The organism is Breznakia pachnodae, from assembly GCF_030814225.1.
In the GTDB taxonomy this organism is placed as follows: Bacteria; Bacillota_I; Bacilli_A; order Erysipelotrichales; family Erysipelotrichaceae; genus Breznakia; species Breznakia pachnodae.
In genome coordinates, this window is the sequence record NZ_JAUSUR010000001.1 from 1,050,769 (window position 1) to 1,065,851 (window position 15,083).

General features: G+C 33.1%; 16 protein-coding genes. 5 read left to right on the forward strand and 11 right to left on the reverse strand.

Annotated elements, in window-relative coordinates; translation table 11 throughout:
- Positions 1-55: 55 nt before the first annotated feature.
- The gene (locus tag J2S15_RS05030; protein WP_307406048.1) at positions 56-733 is read left to right on the forward strand and encodes a response regulator transcription factor; all 678 of its coding nucleotides are present in this window, start codon (positions 56-58) and stop codon (positions 731-733) included.
- Positions 723-1,826 (forward strand): HAMP domain-containing sensor histidine kinase, encoded by a 1,104-nt coding sequence (locus J2S15_RS05035; RefSeq protein WP_307406050.1) that lies wholly within the window; start codon positions 723-725, stop codon positions 1,824-1,826. The genes J2S15_RS05030 and J2S15_RS05035 overlap by 11 nt, the downstream gene beginning before the upstream one ends.
- 33 nt (positions 1,827-1,859) lie before the next feature.
- On the opposite strand, the gene J2S15_RS05040 is transcribed toward J2S15_RS05035, so the two are convergent.
- The 3 genes from J2S15_RS05040 to J2S15_RS05050 all read right to left on the reverse strand — a co-directional run bounded on the left by J2S15_RS05040 (position 1,860) and on the right by J2S15_RS05050 (position 4,641).
- On the reverse strand, positions 1,860-2,306 hold the full coding sequence (locus J2S15_RS05040; protein ID WP_307406052.1) for a hypothetical protein: 447 nt from the start codon (positions 2,304-2,306) through the stop codon (positions 1,860-1,862).
- Positions 2,307-2,426: 120 nt separating this feature from the next.
- On the reverse strand, positions 2,427-3,659 hold the full coding sequence (locus J2S15_RS05045) for a GNAT family N-acetyltransferase (protein WP_307406053.1): 1,233 nt from the start codon (positions 3,657-3,659) through the stop codon (positions 2,427-2,429).
- Between the two features lie 100 nt (positions 3,660-3,759).
- Complete coding sequence (locus J2S15_RS05050) at positions 3,760-4,641, reverse strand: sugar phosphate isomerase/epimerase family protein (RefSeq protein ID WP_307406055.1); 882 nt, start codon at positions 4,639-4,641, stop codon at positions 3,760-3,762.
- A 155-nt stretch (positions 4,642-4,796) separates the two neighbouring features.
- Between J2S15_RS05050 and J2S15_RS05055 the strand changes: the two genes are divergently transcribed.
- Positions 4,797-5,180 (forward strand): hypothetical protein, encoded by a 384-nt coding sequence (locus J2S15_RS05055; protein ID WP_307406057.1) that lies wholly within the window; start codon positions 4,797-4,799, stop codon positions 5,178-5,180.
- A gap of 31 nt (positions 5,181-5,211) precedes the next feature.
- Here the strand turns inward: J2S15_RS05055 and J2S15_RS05060 are convergent, their stop codons facing one another.
- From J2S15_RS05060 to J2S15_RS05085, 6 genes are all read right to left on the reverse strand, one after another.
- Entirely contained in the window at positions 5,212-5,748 is a 537-nt protein-coding gene (locus J2S15_RS05060) for a hypothetical protein (RefSeq protein WP_307406059.1), read from the reverse strand.
- A 178-nt stretch (positions 5,749-5,926) separates the two neighbouring features.
- Positions 5,927-6,421 (reverse strand): GNAT family N-acetyltransferase, encoded by a 495-nt coding sequence (locus J2S15_RS05065; RefSeq protein ID WP_307406060.1) that lies wholly within the window; start codon positions 6,419-6,421, stop codon positions 5,927-5,929.
- A 110-nt stretch (positions 6,422-6,531) separates the two neighbouring features.
- A complete protein-coding gene (locus J2S15_RS05070) occupies positions 6,532-7,977 on the reverse strand; it encodes a glycoside hydrolase family 1 protein (protein WP_307406063.1) in 1,446 nt (481 codons plus the stop codon).
- Entirely contained in the window at positions 7,961-8,296 is a 336-nt protein-coding gene (locus tag J2S15_RS05075) for a PTS lactose/cellobiose transporter subunit IIA (protein WP_307406065.1), read from the reverse strand. The genes J2S15_RS05070 and J2S15_RS05075 overlap by 17 nt, the downstream gene beginning before the upstream one ends.
- 17 nt (positions 8,297-8,313) lie before the next feature.
- The gene (locus J2S15_RS05080) at positions 8,314-9,612 is read right to left on the reverse strand and encodes a PTS sugar transporter subunit IIC (protein ID WP_307406067.1); all 1,299 of its coding nucleotides are present in this window, start codon (positions 9,610-9,612) and stop codon (positions 8,314-8,316) included.
- Between the two features lie 19 nt (positions 9,613-9,631).
- Positions 9,632-9,949, reverse strand: a complete 318-nt coding sequence (locus tag J2S15_RS05085; RefSeq protein ID WP_307406069.1) for a PTS sugar transporter subunit IIB — start codon at positions 9,947-9,949, stop codon at positions 9,632-9,634.
- A 182-nt stretch (positions 9,950-10,131) separates the two neighbouring features.
- Here J2S15_RS05085 and J2S15_RS05090 point away from each other — a divergent pair, with 182 nt between their 5' ends.
- The gene (locus J2S15_RS05090; RefSeq protein WP_307406071.1) at positions 10,132-12,027 is read left to right on the forward strand and encodes a BglG family transcription antiterminator; all 1,896 of its coding nucleotides are present in this window, start codon (positions 10,132-10,134) and stop codon (positions 12,025-12,027) included.
- A gap of 87 nt (positions 12,028-12,114) precedes the next feature.
- Positions 12,115-13,083, forward strand: a complete 969-nt coding sequence (locus J2S15_RS05095) for an NADPH:quinone reductase (RefSeq protein WP_307406074.1) — start codon at positions 12,115-12,117, stop codon at positions 13,081-13,083.
- A 40-nt stretch (positions 13,084-13,123) separates the two neighbouring features.
- On the opposite strand, the gene J2S15_RS05100 is transcribed toward J2S15_RS05095, so the two are convergent.
- Both J2S15_RS05100 and J2S15_RS05105 read right to left on the reverse strand, forming a co-directional pair.
- Positions 13,124-14,041 (reverse strand): ROK family protein, encoded by a 918-nt coding sequence (locus J2S15_RS05100; protein ID WP_307406075.1) that lies wholly within the window; start codon positions 14,039-14,041, stop codon positions 13,124-13,126.
- Positions 14,042-15,082 carry a PTS fructose transporter subunit IIC gene (locus J2S15_RS05105; protein ID WP_307406077.1) on the reverse strand — a complete coding sequence of 347 codons (1,041 nt, stop codon included), beginning with the start codon at positions 15,080-15,082 and terminating at the stop codon, positions 14,042-14,044.
- Between the last annotated feature and the right edge of the window lies 1 nt (position 15,083).

Sequence of the window (15,083 nt, forward strand, 5' to 3'; positions counted from 1 at the left end):
ATTCATAATTATCGTTTATACTTAATATAGAAAAGAACTATGTGGAGGTGATTTTATGTTTAATATACTAGTTGTAGAAGATGATCGAGAGATTCAAAAACTATTTTGTACGGTTCTTAGAAAGAATGGATACAATGCCATCAGTGCGGATAACGGGATTGAAGCACTGGATGTTTTAGATACCCAATATATAGATTTAATTATTTCAGATATTATGATGCCAAAGATGGATGGATATGATTTAACCAAGTCCCTACGTGAAGCAAACTTTAAAACACCCATTCTTATGATAACTGCCAAAGATGACTTCTCTGATTTGCAGAAAGGATTTGATGCAGGTACTGATGACTATATGGTAAAACCAATCAATGTAAATGAAATGTTATTAAGAGTATCCGCACTACTTAGAAGAAACCAGGCAATCTCTCAGCGAAAAGTTGTTGTTGGTTCTACAACCTTTGATATGGATTCCCTTACTGTATCTAATGATACTGAAGAAGTGATTCTACCTCAGAAAGAATTCTATCTAGTATATAAACTAATCACTTCGCCAAATCATATATATACCCGACAACAATTAATGGATGAAATTTGGGGCATTGATAGTGAAACCGACATTCGAACCGTAGATGTTCATATCGGAAGATTAAGAGATCGTTTTAAAGATAATGAAGACTTTGAAATTATTACAGTTCGTGGTTTAGGCTATAAGGCGGTAAAGTATGAGAGATAGAAGAGATCAAGGATGGAGAGTGGGAAGAGATCCCAGAATGCCCTACGGAAAAAGACAAAGACCCAAATTATCCATGCGAATGGTAGCAGCTTTCTCTTTAACCGTATTTCTTATTGTTTCCCTAACCATGGTTTCGATTGGTGTTATTGTAGGAATTGCAAACCTTTTAGGATTGCTTGATCGACCAAACCCAATCATTTTAGTTTTTGGTGTACTACTTGCAAGTACTTTAATGAATACTGTATTTGCACATGGAGCGGGATCAAGATTTCTATCACCCATTGCACAGTTAAACAATGCGATGGAACAAATAACTAGAGGAAACTTCGATATTCATATCCCTGAACACCGTGGACCAAGAGAAGTTGGAGAAATGACGCGAAACTTTAATATCATGGCACAGGAGCTTAACAATACACAAATGCTTCGAAATGACTTCGTAAGCAATGTATCCCATGAATTTAAAACACCACTTTCTTCCATTGAAGGATATGTAACATTACTTCAAGATCCTTCCTTAAGTGAAGAAGAAAAACAAGCATATATTGAAAAAACATTAGAAAGTACCAAACGTTTGTCTTCACTAGTAAATAATATCTTGCAGTTATCAAGATTAGAAAATCAGGAGATTGTTCCTGATCAAACAATGTTCTCATTAGATGAGCAAGTACGACAAATTGTATTGATGTCACAAAATGAATGGTCAGATAAAAAAATCAATCTTGAGATTGATTTGGAAGAAGTACAATATTATGGAAACTCCAATTTTCTGGCAATGGTATGGCAAAACATCTTCAACAATGCATTGAAATTTATAAGTAACGATGGAACAATTGAAATTACCCTAAAGAAAAATGAAGATTATACAGTTGTTTCAATTGCTGATGATGGAATTGGAATGTCACCTCAGACCAAACGTAGAATATTTGAAAAATTCTATCAGGCTGATAATTCACGTGCTCACGAAGGAAATGGCTTAGGCTTATCACTAGTAAAGAGAATCATTGATTTACACAACGGAAAAATCGAAGTACAAAGTGTAGAGGGCGTAGGAACAACTTTTATTATTTCTTTACCAAATAATGCAAATTAAAAAAGAGTATCACTGATACTCTTTTCATTTGCATTATTTACAAGTTACATCATCAGAACTTTTGATTTCAGCTACTGCGTCATCGAAGTCCATGTCTTGAAGTTCACTCATTGATGAACCAGTCATGTTGAATTCACTTGGTAATGAATCAGCTTTTTGAACATCTAAAGTCATAACTACTGTCATTACTTTTCCATCAACATCAACTTCAATATCTAATCCATCGTAAGCTGCATATGATGATTCAAAATAATCTTGAAGTTCTTTAACATATTCATCATCGATTTCTGCATATGAATCGTCTTCATCTTCCATTGTAAAAATCATCTTCCCGATTTTTCCATCAGCATTTGTAAGTTCAACTGTCATTGGTGTAGTTCCGTCAACTTCACAAACTACTGAATCACTACTTGAACCTCCTCCTGAACATCCTGTAGCTAACAGGACAAGTGCAAACAAACTAACTAATAATTTTTTCATAATTTCCTCCATCTCTTTTATCTTTATATCATAAATACGATTGAAATGAAAGAGAAGTTTCAGATAATTATACAAAAATAATACAATTTTTCCTAAATATATTTTTTTATAACCTTTTTTCTAGAAATAATCAGAAAAATAGGGCTTTTCGTCATAAATAATTGTTTCTAATTGTTCAGCAAGTTTCTTTGAACATTGAATCCTTTCATTGCGATATAAATAGATTGGACGCTTATATCCCATCAGCATTGTTGTCAGTGTTCCAATGTCTGTTTCCAGTTGTTCACCAACTGGCTGATTACTTATTTTTATGGTTTCGTTTTCCCATTCAATTCCAAAAATTCGCTCATTCCAAGTAGCAAGTGGATCACTTACTTTGATATGAAATGAGAATCCAGTTTCTTTAAATGGATATAGTTTTAGAAATTCTTCAACATCCACAATTCTTGCCATGTAGTATGGTTCAATAATCTCTTTAATATAACCATCCAATATTTTATATGATAAAGGATCATTTATATATTGAAATCCTCTTACTTCATCAACCATGGAATCATGAGCTACAATAAAGTTCCATAAACCATTCCATGCATGATTACTAAGCGTAACAATTTCTTTCACATGCATAACTTCCTTGGCAATCCAGTAAATTAAGTATCCTTGGGCTACATCATTCTCATCATAATAGATAGCTGCGATTCGCTCTTCCTCGTTTTCCCAACGCCAATACTCATCCCAATAAAAATCATTTCGAATAAGCGTACCATGCGTTTGCAATGAAAACTTTCGATATATTTCCCCAACATCCACATCATCAATCGAACAACGTTTTACCTGTCCATTTACAATTTCTTCTACTTGTAACTGAGTATCACTTATTTTAAAGCTTAAACGATCACTAATCAGTTCCCATCCTTTTTTTCGATAATAAGGAATGCTATATGGGTATAAATAAGAAATATATTGTTTATTATCTCTCATTCTTTTTAATGATTCTGCAATCAGCTCTTTCATCAAACCCATATTTGAATATTCTGGGTAAGTACCTACTCCAGTCACTCCACCCATTTTAAATATCTTATTAAATATATTAACTTCACTTGGATAAATTGCAATCTGTGATACTAACTGGTCATCATGATACCAGCCAATTACTTGTGCATTCTTTAATATTGGTCGTTTCGCCCGAAGCAATTCCCCTTCTTCATATCCACTGTCATCAAGATCGGTCTGTGTGATTTGAAATACATAACGAAGCAATTCATCAAACTGATGAATATCCTCCATCGCAACATCTTTCATTATTAATTGTGACCTTAACTCTTCCTGAGCCATGCTCTCATTCCTTTCCATTTAACTCACGGGATAGTATTAACTATCCTCTTATAATCAGTTTATCCATAAGTACAAGGAAAGTCAATTGACCTGATAGCCAAAAACAACAGATAATCGCTTACCTGTTGTTGATACTTGTCAGTTCTTTCATTGATGTAATTGTGTCTTCATAACCTACTTCTGGTTCTAGTGATAGACATCCCTGATATTGAGAATTCATTTCTTTTAATAATTCAGGATAGTCAATATCACCCTCTAATAAACTTTTGTGTAAAAATGGTTTTTCAAGGCTACTATCATAAGTATAATTTTTCAAATGAACATGACCAATATAGTCTTTAATAAGCTCATATTCACTCATTAAGTCTAATTCTAAATACTTTTTAGGAACTTTATGTTTTTCAGCACGATACGAGTTTGCTGGATCCCATAACAGTTTTAAGTTTGGATGATTTACTCTCTTTATTACTTCTAGTGTCATTTCACCTTTTGGTAAATGAGAATATGGACAGTTCTCTAAAACTAGTGTAATACCATATTCTTCCGCAATCTTAACCGCCTTAGATAGATGTATGCTAATATTTTCTATATCTTTATCACTTCCTACAACTACAATATCTTCATTGTCTGGAAAGCGAAAAGGAAACACTCGTACATTCTTACAATCTAGCTCATTAGCTATCTTGCATGCATTCTCTAAATATTGCAAATGGGTTTCTATATCTCCTTCTATTGTATAAAACTCCGGATTGAATAAGGATACTTTGTATTCAGGATACAGTGGGCATAAGAAAAAAACCGTACTTGCCAGATTTGCAACCTTCAGCTCGTACTTTTCAACTAAAGTTTTTATCTCTTTTACTTCATCTTCACTACAAGCTTCAATACTTTTACCAAATACATTGTGTAATTCCACATGCTTATAACCTAACTCTTTCATCACTTTAAAAGATGCTTCTAAATCGGATTGAATCTGATCTGAAATAATTGCAGTATACATAAATACAACCTCCATTTCTAATTTCATTATATCGCTATTTCTAAACAATCCCACCAATTTTTCCATTTCCAATACATTTTTATTGGAAGTAGTTGATTTTTATCTTGCGATATTGAATAATCAACATAAAGGGATATTTTGAAAGGAGATAAAAAATGGAGTTTATTGCGTCAAAATCCTATAAAGATATTATTGAATTTGACGAAAGGAATGGTAACTTCAGATTTACTCAGGGAGATAATAATATCTATTCACTCAAAGATATTGTAAGATGTCGCAAATCAATCGAATTTGTAGGTAGTATAATGCATAATATGTATACCACCAATGATACAAACAACACACATTTATTTTCTTCCAAATCCGAAGATGTCAGAATCAGAATCAAACTATTCTTTTTTGATGGTTCTTATACTTATGGATATATCTCAAAAGAAAATATCCAACGTAATTCTTTACCCTATAAAAGAGAACTGGAAACAGCTGAAGCGGTTGCGAATCTTATAAGCGTAATCGCAAATGAAAATCGAGAAAATTAAAAGCAATTGGAAATGAACCAATTGCTTTTTCTTAGATAATTCCTAATGCCAGATTTCTTAATTGTCCTTCATACAGACAATCCAACTCATCAAGTTGAGTATAATCAGAAGGTCGCATTAAACTTGGATTCTTTGGAAGCTGCAGTGCTTCACTAAGCATCAGTACTTCACTGACAAACTCCGAGCAAAAATAGTGCTGATTTCTTTTGAATGAAATATTCATTCGACAAAGCACTAAGCCTAGAATATTGAACTTATAAAGATTTTCTTCTTCCATCATTCCTGTAACTAATGCCTTTGCTTTATAGTAACTGTCTTCACTTACCTTTAACTCATACAGGGCACAAGGTATACTGTCGTTACGTTTATAGAATCCATCCTGTAATGGTTCTATTCTCAGTCCTGCTGGTAATGGTGTGTAAAGATACTTTCTGGCAAAACTATACATAGGATATAAATCTTTATCAAATGCTATTGAAATGTGAGTATATTCATCAGCTGTTGCCAATGATATCATCTTTGATACACAAGTATCAGATTTTGTTAGAAATATATAAATCGATTTCATGAATTCATTCTCCAAACCCTCGTCCTCTTACTATATAACTATAGATTACTTCACGCTCTATAATTTTACTACATTTACTATATAACAGCAATGTGAATTTGATATGAATGATTGATTGTTGTCACAAAATTAATAAAAACATCTGACTTCAATTTAAAATCAGATATTTATTTCACTATTATTTTAGTTTATATTCATACAATGCACATTGATCACCATCTTTTAAATCTTCAATGCTTAATAATTCAAAACCATTACGTTCATAAAGAGAACAAAGTTTATGACTATGTGCTCTTACATCTAACTTAACACTTTTAACACCTATATCTCTTCCCATTTGTTTAAATGCATCCAAGATATATTTTGATACTCCTTTTCCTCGATATGGATGCAACACTGAAATTTTATGGATATATAATGCCGTTTTAGGTGCATCATCAGGCCAGTATAATTTATCTTCATCCACTACACAAAACAAACCTGCTATATCTTCATTATGATATACAAAATAATAATTATCAGGTTGTGATTTCGTTTTTAGGGTATCCCAAGAAACACTTTGTTTTGACCACTGATCGGTAATCCCCATCAATTGTAATTCTTCCACTTTCTTTATTAGTACTGCTTCAATCTTATCAATATCATTTTCTGTTGCTTGTTGTAGTGAATACATATGTCCTCCTCAAAAGTTGTTTACTAGCATCTCATTATATCAATAGGACTATCTAATTACAACCCAAAAATATACTTGACTCATAATTTGAATCAAGTATATTTTTTAGGCTATTCCAAGTTCTTTCCATTCGTAGCAATTACATTTTTATACCAATAGAAGGAATCCTTTTTATATCGTTTACACTCTTTCACATCATCATCTGTTCGGTCCACATAGATGAATCCATAACGTTTAGCAATACCATTACTTGTTGAAAGTAAATCAAATGCAGACCATGGATTATAGGCAATCATCTCTACCCCATTGGCAATTGCATCTTTCATTGCTTTGATATGTTCACGAATATAAGCAATACGATATTCGTCATGAACACTTCCATCTTTTTCTAATACATCATAAGCCCCAAATCCATTTTCACAAATCATCATTGGTTTGTGGTAACGATCATTGATATCTTCTAGCACATACTGTAATCCCATTGGATCAATTGGCATAGAGAAATCGGTATCACCAATAAACTCATTCTTACACCCCTCAAATAAATCCGGTTGCACTTCATAAACCACACTTCCGCCTTTTCCGGTTTTATTGTTTTGTTTAGAACGTCTTGCAAGTCCAGGTGTTGCTGCTTTTACACAAGCACTTTGATAATAATTAATTCCTAAGAAATCAAAACACTCTGCACCTTTCTTCATGATCTCCATATCACCGTCCATAATTTCAAAATCTAATCCCTGACGTTTAAGATATGCCATTACAGAATCGGTATAGATTCCTTTAAAGTAGGCATCCATATAAAAGTAATTCTTAAATGCATTTGCATTCTTTGCAGCCATAATATCTTCTGGATCACAAGTATGTGGATAATAAGGAGCCATATCAAGTGCTGCTCCACATAATCCTCCAGGTACGATTTCATGAATAGCGATTGCTGCTTTTGCGTGAGCTAAGTTCATATAGTGATTTGCCTGATAACGAAATTTAGGATTGTATTTATCTTCCATAGATATTTTATTCTTACGGTCCATATAATTAACAACAATACTTTGTTCATTAATGGTAAGCCAATACTTTACTTTATCTTTATACTCTTCCAAAATGAAACGAGCAAAGTATTCAAAGTCATCGATAATCTGACGATCTCTCCATCCACCGTATTTATCTACAAGTGCCATTGGCAAATCATAGTGCCACATGGTAACGATTGGTTCAATATTGTGTGCTTTCAGTTCATCAATCAGATTGTGATAGAATTCTACTCCCTTGGGATTTGGCTCACCAACACCATCTGGCAATACTCTGGCCCAATTAATTGAGAAACGATAAGATGTAAAACCCATCTCCGCCATTAATGCTACATCCTCTTTATAGTGATGATAGTGGTCGCTGGCAACACTTGCATCTGCATATCCATATTCATCATGAATTTCACGGTTAATTACATCCTGCTGATTGTCTTTCTTACCATCCTCATTTGCTGCACCTTCACATTGATATGCACTAGTTGCAGCACCCCACATAAATCCTTCTGGAAAACTATTTACTATTTTCATTGATTTTCTCCTCCAATCGTCTGTTCATCTTAATCATCTGTTCAATCATATTTACTTCTGATGCTATTGTCATTAAGGTATCCTGAGCATGGATGAATAAAAGGCCAATTTCCATCTTATTTCCTCGTGCTTCTTCCTGAATAGCTTCTGTCTGCTGAAGGTGCGCTTTTTTTACACATTCTTTAGCTGCATCGAGTAATTCATTTGCTTTTTTCTTATCCCCACTCATTTCTGCTGACATTGCACTCATCACATTATTTCTGGCATTGCCCGCATTCAATATAATTTGCATAGCAACATTAATTACTTTTTCATCCATACAACAATTCCTTTCTATTAAGCATTCACTACTTCAGGTTTCTTCAGTTTTTTTGCTTCCTTTGCTTCCAATTCTTCTACTTCTTTTCCTTCTTCTGCTAATACTTGTTTTTCAAATGTTTTAAAGAATGGGTAGTAAATCAATAAGTCTAATGCCAATACTACTAACCACCAGATAATTCCACGCATATCTCCAGTAAACATTACAGTTGATATTGGCGCTGGAATTGTTGCAACCATAGCTAGTTCTATTGTTGGTATTGCCAAGAATCCCAAACGCATAATTACATATACAATGGTTGCATTCACAAAGGTACAAATATACATTGGAAGCATCAGTACTGGATTAAATACCATTGGTGCACCATACAATATTGGTTCATTGATATTAAAGATTGATGGACCAATACACACTTTCCCCAATGTCTTTAATCGCTTACTCTTTGAGGTTAATAGCCATAAATTAAAAGCTAAGGTACATCCCATTCCTCCAAGTACACATAAGGCAATACCATTACATACTTCTGAAGTTGTAAGATTGGTAGCGACTCCACCTGCTGCAACTAATGCAACATTTGCTGCCTGTGCTGGAATGAAGATTGCATTTCTAGGTCCTGACCATGTCCATCCAGAAATCCCCAGTGAATAGAAGAATACAGGAATAAAGATAACCAGTAAGAATCCTGGATATGTCTGTGCAATTGCTTGTACTGGCTCAAATACTAATAATACTAAAGGGTATAAATCTACATCAAAATCAATAATCAAAATTTTTAGTGTTAAAATTGTTAAGAAAATTGGAATAATGTTTGTAATCCATTCTTGAACAAATTCTGGAATTGTTTTATTGTTTTTAAATAGTTTCAGTTTTGCAATCATATGAAACACAAATGCCACATATAATCCAATAAAGATTGCAACTACAATACCTGTAGGGCCAAAACGGTTCCAAGTTACTGAATAGATTCCATCAACCGTTTCACCTTTCATTGTTAGAATATAAGCACATATACCTGTAAGTCCTCCAACTACCTGATATCCACGATGTCTTAATGATCCCATCAGTTGATATACCATCATAAATGCTACAAGTAATGCCAACATACTGAATGTATATGTTGAAATCATACTTAGGTCTGGTAGGATATTTGGAAAGTAAGGTTGTATAACGTTATAAAAGAAAATCACACAACCAGTTAAGATAAATGGTAAACACTTCACTACACCCGCTGAGAATCCTGATACCCATGGGCGATTTGTAAACTTTTGTACTGCTGGCGTCAATGAGTATTGAAGCCAGTCCATAAATTTTTTCATACGTTCTCCTCCGATTAAACTATTGTTCTTCTAGTGTCTTTAATGCAAAATCGACTAAACCTTCACCATCAAGCGATCCATAAATCTCTTGTGGAATTACCGCTACTGGAATATCAAATGGTTCAACAATTTCTTCAAATTCATCGAGATGACTTTCATAGTGTGGCCCTAATAGAAGTACATCATAATCTTCAATGACATCTTCTACCACACTCTGACTTTTCGCATCAATATTCATGTCTGCTGCTTTTTTCTCTGCTGCCTTTTGTGCCCGCTGAGCTAGAAACCCTGAACTCATTCCAGCACCACAACATAATAAGACATTATATTTTGGCATATCTAAGTCCTCCTTTTTCTTACACCCTCATTATGCATAACTAACAAAAATGAAAAAAGTTCTGGGTTTTCCTATTGGGGCGAAATCCTGAACCCTTTTTTTCTGAAATTATCCTGTATAATGAAACTATAATCAGATAACTTAACTATATTTCTTATATCAGATTCATAAAGAGGTGAACTATGCTAACAAAAAGAGACATTCTTAATTATTTAAATAATTCGAATTCACAACCGTTAACAACCAAGAGCATAGCAGCTCACTTTCGTGTTACTCCAAGAACGATACAAAATTATTTAAGGGATATTAAGGAAGAATATAAGGACTGTATTGAAATAAGTAAACAAGGAATTGTTGTGAAAAAGAAACTGGAACTACAGCAGGATAATCCTGTGCCTTTAACGTACCAAGAAAGAAAATCTTATATCTTGCGTAAGTTATTAGTAAATGATACGTCAATTGATTTAAATGATCTTGCTGATGAATTATGTATTTCTGAAGTAACCTTACAAAATGAAATTAAACGAATCCGCAGAAGTCTTGAACAATATGTATTAACTTTAAAAACCAAAAACAACCAGTTATTCATAACTGGTCTAACAAAGAATAAAAAACGTTTGATGATTCAGCTCATCTATAATGAAGCAGATAATTCGCTTGTAAGTTTAACAACGCTCAATGATATCTTTCAAAATTATGATGCAAAAGAAATTCGTGAAATCATTATTCAAAAGTTAAATGAGAAGCATTTCTTTATTGATGAATATTCGCTAATTAATTTATTATTACACGTTTTAATCGCAATGGATCAATCACAGTCATTACAGAATATTAGTTATGATGAAGTAAATTCTGACTTTATTGAATTAAATCGTCACTTTGTATCAATTATTGATGAGCTATGTCAGACATTGGAAGATATCTATGATATTAAATTTTCTAGCAGTAATCGTTATCAGTTCACATTATTATTAATGACTCGTGCTGTTAGAAATAAAGAAATTAATGAAATTGAAACGGTAAAGTTATCAGTAAGTAAAGACATTATAAATCTGGTACAAGAGATTATTGATCAAATATATAAAAACTTTGATATTGATTTAAATATCAATGAGTTTATTATTGCTTTCTCGATTCATATTAAAAATATGCTGATTCGCTTAAGAGAAAATGTATCAATTCATAATCCATTGCTATATAGTATCAAACTAACTTCACCTTTTATTTATGATATTGCAGTCTATATTTGCAATATCATCAGTAAGCAACAAAATGTTGAAGTATATGATGATGAAGTAGCTTATATTGCTTTGCATATTGGAGCTCGAATAGAAGAGTTAAACAATACTCGTGAAAAGTTAAAAGCCACATTAATATGTCCACAGTATTACTCTTATTATAATAACCAGTTAAAGAAGATTGAAGCTCATTTTCATGATGATATTATGATTGATTATATATTAACTAATCCCACAGAACTGAATTTCACGCAGAGCGATATTATTATATCGACGATACCAATAACTGATATTAATAATAGTGTAGTTATTTCTAACTTCTTTAATGATAATGATAAAGAAATAATTAGTGAACTGATTAAACGTGTAAAAAAACAGCGTTCAAAAGATAAAATAACGAAAATGTTGAAGAAGTTATTTCATAAAGATTTATTTATTATGAATGCACAATATAAATCCAAAAATAGTGCAATTCATAAAATGGGAAATCTATTAATGGAAAAAGGATATGTTTCTGATGAGTTTATTGACAAGATGTTGGAACGAGAGAATATATCTCCTACAAACTTTGGTATGATTGCAATTCCCCATCCCATTGATTACTACACCAAGAAAACTGTAATTGAAGTAGCAATCTTAAAAGAACCAATTGACTGGGGAAATACCTCTGTAAAAATCATCTTTATGTTTTCTATCAGTAAATTAGATTTTTCTAATTTCTCTGATGTCTTCTCTTTTCTTGCAAGTACCTGCAGTGATGATACTAATCTGGATAGTTTGGTAAACTGTAAATCGTATGAAGAGTTTATGACAACTATCTTAAATCTGTATTCACTATAGTATTTGATAATATCGAATACTATTTGAGTATATAAATTACATAACCAATAAGAAAGGATTATACTTATCCTATAGCGAGGTAAGGATATGAAAGCAATTATAGTTGAATCATTTGGGGATGAAAATGTATTACAGTACAAAGAAATAGAAACACCACAACCAAAAGCCAATCAGGTAAGAGTAAAGATAGCTGCTGTAGGCGTAAACCCAGTAGAAACATACATTCGTAGTGGTAATTATACACGGCTGCCACAACTGCCGTATACGCCTGGTAATGATGGTGCTGGAGTTGTTGATGAAGTTGGAGAGAACGTAACACGACTAAAAAAAGGTGATCGAGTTTATATCGCAGCAATCCTTACAGAAGGAAACACTGGAACTTATGCAGAGTATGTTGTAGTTGATGAACAGGCAGTTCACTTACTACCTGATTCTCTATCATTTGAACAAGGTGCTTCGATTGGAACACCAGGTTTGGCTGCTGCTTATGCATTGTTTAATCGTGCACAACTAAAAGCAGGAGAGAAAGTTCTTATCCATGGTGCCAGTGGTGGTGTAGGTACTATTGCTGTACAATTAGCAAGACAGAATGGTGCGATTGTTTATGGAACCGCTGGTAATGAAGAGGGTATGAAACTGGCAAAAGAATTGGGTGCACATTATGTTTATAATCATCATGATGAAGATTATCTCTCTAAGATACAAAAAGATTCTCAGGGAATTGATGCCATCATTGAAATGGCAGCGCATCAGAACTTAGCCAAAGATACATCCATTCTTAATCCATTTGGAAAGATTGTCGTTATTGGCAGTAGAGGTGCCTTGGAGTTTGACCCTAGAACATTGATGAGTAAAAACTTACAGGTGCTTGGTATGAATCTTATTAATATGAAAGATGAAGATTATACTTCACTTCTATACAAATTAACTGCATCTTTCGAAAATGGTTTAAGAACCGTTATTGAAACAACGATGCCACTTAGTGATGCAAAGAAAGCGCATGAACTAATAATCAGTAAAGATTCTAAGAAAGGTAAAATTATACTAACTATATAAAGGTAAAAACCAATTTCTAATTACGAAATTGGTTTTTATTTTAACTCAAATGATATTCATCAAGAAGATGTTTTAATGCTCCAATCACATTCGCCTGATTGCCGTTCTTGCAAGATTTAATAATAGGATAAAGCCATTCCAATCTTACTTTCTGACCTAGAAATCTTTCGGCTGCTGCATCCATCATTTGATATACTGTTTCCTGAAGCACATCCGATAATTCTTCTCTTTCACTTACTCCACCACTAATTAGAATAATATCTGGAGATATTGAGAAATGAGCATTAAAGATACCCAGTGACAAGTATTTATAAAAGTTTTGAATAACTGTTTTTGCTTCATCGTTTCCTTGCTCTGCCAGTTCAAATACTTCTTTTCCTTCCTTTACTTTATATTCCGTTTTATTCATATTTCTTATTAGTGATGAAACTGATGACAATTCATTCAAAGAATAATATTGATTATCCTCAGAATTTAGAATCATATATCCAAACTCACCTGCAAAGTTCCTACTTCCTTTTAGTATTTTTTGATTAATCATTACGGATCCACCAATTCCAGTACCGACTGAAATAAGAACTGCATTATTTACTTCTTTCGCATAACCAGTAAATAGCTCCCCTAAAAGTGCACAGTTCGCATCATTCTCAATGCTTACAGGAAATGAAAACAACTCTTGAAAATGTTCTTTAAAATTAAAGTTATGAATTGATGACAAGGCACTAAATCCTTGAATAATTCCTATTTCACTGTTTACGATACCTGGAGTAGAGAAAGCAATACCCTCAATTGTATAATTTTCTTTACTCTTATTAATATAAGTCTCTAATTCATGTAAAATATATTCTTTTTCATTCTTTGATGGAAGAACAAGAAAGTCTAGCACAACTCCATCTTCTTGAAGCACACTACAATTAATTGTAGTACCACCTAAATCAAAACAACAGTAACAGTTCATCTACGCTTCAACCTCATCATAACTAAAGTCTAATTTCCCTCGTTTCAGTAATGATTTTCTTCGATATAAAATTGCAAATGCCAGTAAGATTACTGCAACAAATAACAACACTAGTGCTAATACAGGTTGATTAGTAGTTCCAAATGAGAAAATTGGGCCTAAAGTTACTGTAGATGAAATGCCAAAGAACGCATATGCTCCACATAATAATGCTGAAACAATCATATTACAAGGAATCATAAATGCTACATCAGCAAGCATAAATGGAATTGCTGGTTCTGATAATAATAAGAACCCCATAATAAATGCTGATTTCCCTGCCAGTTGCTCGTCTTTATCAAATAAATCTTTTTTGCGATTGATAATAGTTGCTAATCCCGCACCAAGTGAGGGTAGCATATAGGCTGCTGTGGCCATTGTCATTGGCCAATAGATTCCTTCAGTCAGCATTGAAATCGCAAACAAACCTGCTACCTTGTTGATTGGTCCACCTAAATCAAAACCAATCATTGCACCAAGAATCAATCCCAACAGTATAGCATTTGAACCTGCCATACTTGATAGCATGTTTGTTAGAGAACTTGTTGCCCAGACAACTGGTTCATGAATAATAAATTCAATTACAAATACCCCAACAATTGCTGATACAAATGGAATTACGATCATTGAGAAAATGGCTTTTCCACTTTCCTGTAATTTTACCTTTGTTAATGCTCTACTTATATAACCTACTATTAAACCACTTATTAGTGCCCCAAAGATTCCTAGTCCCATGGAGTTTCCATAAATTCCTACAAAGAATGCTGGAGCCAATGACACTTTCTTTGAAATTGCATTGGCAATAAACATTACAAGAAAGATATCATATTTTTCTAATCCGATATCTGCCATTATGCTAAAGATATCTTTGAACGGTCCTTCTGGTAGAAATGTAGAAAATGCCATACATAGTCCACCTACAATAATGACTGGTAACATATACCCCATTCCAGTAATTATATAACCTTTTGTTTCTGATAATACTGATTTTACTTTTTCCATT

Coding starts and splice junctions, on each gene's coding strand:
- J2S15_RS05030 (WP_307406048.1), top strand. CDS start 56: ATGTTTAATATACTAGTTGTAGAAGATGATCGAGAGATTCAAAAACTA.
- J2S15_RS05035 (WP_307406050.1), top strand. CDS start 723: ATGAGAGATAGAAGAGATCAAGGATGGAGAGTGGGAAGAGATCCCAGA.
- J2S15_RS05040 (WP_307406052.1), bottom strand. CDS start 2,306: ATGAAAAAATTATTAGTTAGTTTGTTTGCACTTGTCCTGTTAGCTACA.
- J2S15_RS05045 (WP_307406053.1), bottom strand. CDS start 3,659: ATGGAAAGGAATGAGAGCATGGCTCAGGAAGAGTTAAGGTCACAATTA.
- J2S15_RS05050 (WP_307406055.1), bottom strand. CDS start 4,641: ATGTATACTGCAATTATTTCAGATCAGATTCAATCCGATTTAGAAGCA.
- J2S15_RS05055 (WP_307406057.1), top strand. CDS start 4,797: ATGGAGTTTATTGCGTCAAAATCCTATAAAGATATTATTGAATTTGAC.
- J2S15_RS05060 (WP_307406059.1), bottom strand. CDS start 5,748: ATGAAATCGATTTATATATTTCTAACAAAATCTGATACTTGTGTATCA.
- J2S15_RS05065 (WP_307406060.1), bottom strand. CDS start 6,421: ATGTATTCACTACAACAAGCAACAGAAAATGATATTGATAAGATTGAA.
- J2S15_RS05070 (WP_307406063.1), bottom strand. CDS start 7,977: ATGAAAATAGTAAATAGTTTTCCAGAAGGATTTATGTGGGGTGCTGCA.
- J2S15_RS05075 (WP_307406065.1), bottom strand. CDS start 8,296: ATGGATGAAAAAGTAATTAATGTTGCTATGCAAATTATATTGAATGCG.
- J2S15_RS05080 (WP_307406067.1), bottom strand. CDS start 9,612: ATGAAAAAATTTATGGACTGGCTTCAATACTCATTGACGCCAGCAGTA.
- J2S15_RS05085 (WP_307406069.1), bottom strand. CDS start 9,949: ATGCCAAAATATAATGTCTTATTATGTTGTGGTGCTGGAATGAGTTCA.
- J2S15_RS05090 (WP_307406071.1), top strand. CDS start 10,132: ATGCTAACAAAAAGAGACATTCTTAATTATTTAAATAATTCGAATTCA.
- J2S15_RS05095 (WP_307406074.1), top strand. CDS start 12,115: ATGAAAGCAATTATAGTTGAATCATTTGGGGATGAAAATGTATTACAG.
- J2S15_RS05100 (WP_307406075.1), bottom strand. CDS start 14,041: ATGAACTGTTACTGTTGTTTTGATTTAGGTGGTACTACAATTAATTGT.
- J2S15_RS05105 (WP_307406077.1), bottom strand. CDS start 15,082: ATGGAAAAAGTAAAATCAGTATTATCAGAAACAAAAGGTTATATAATT.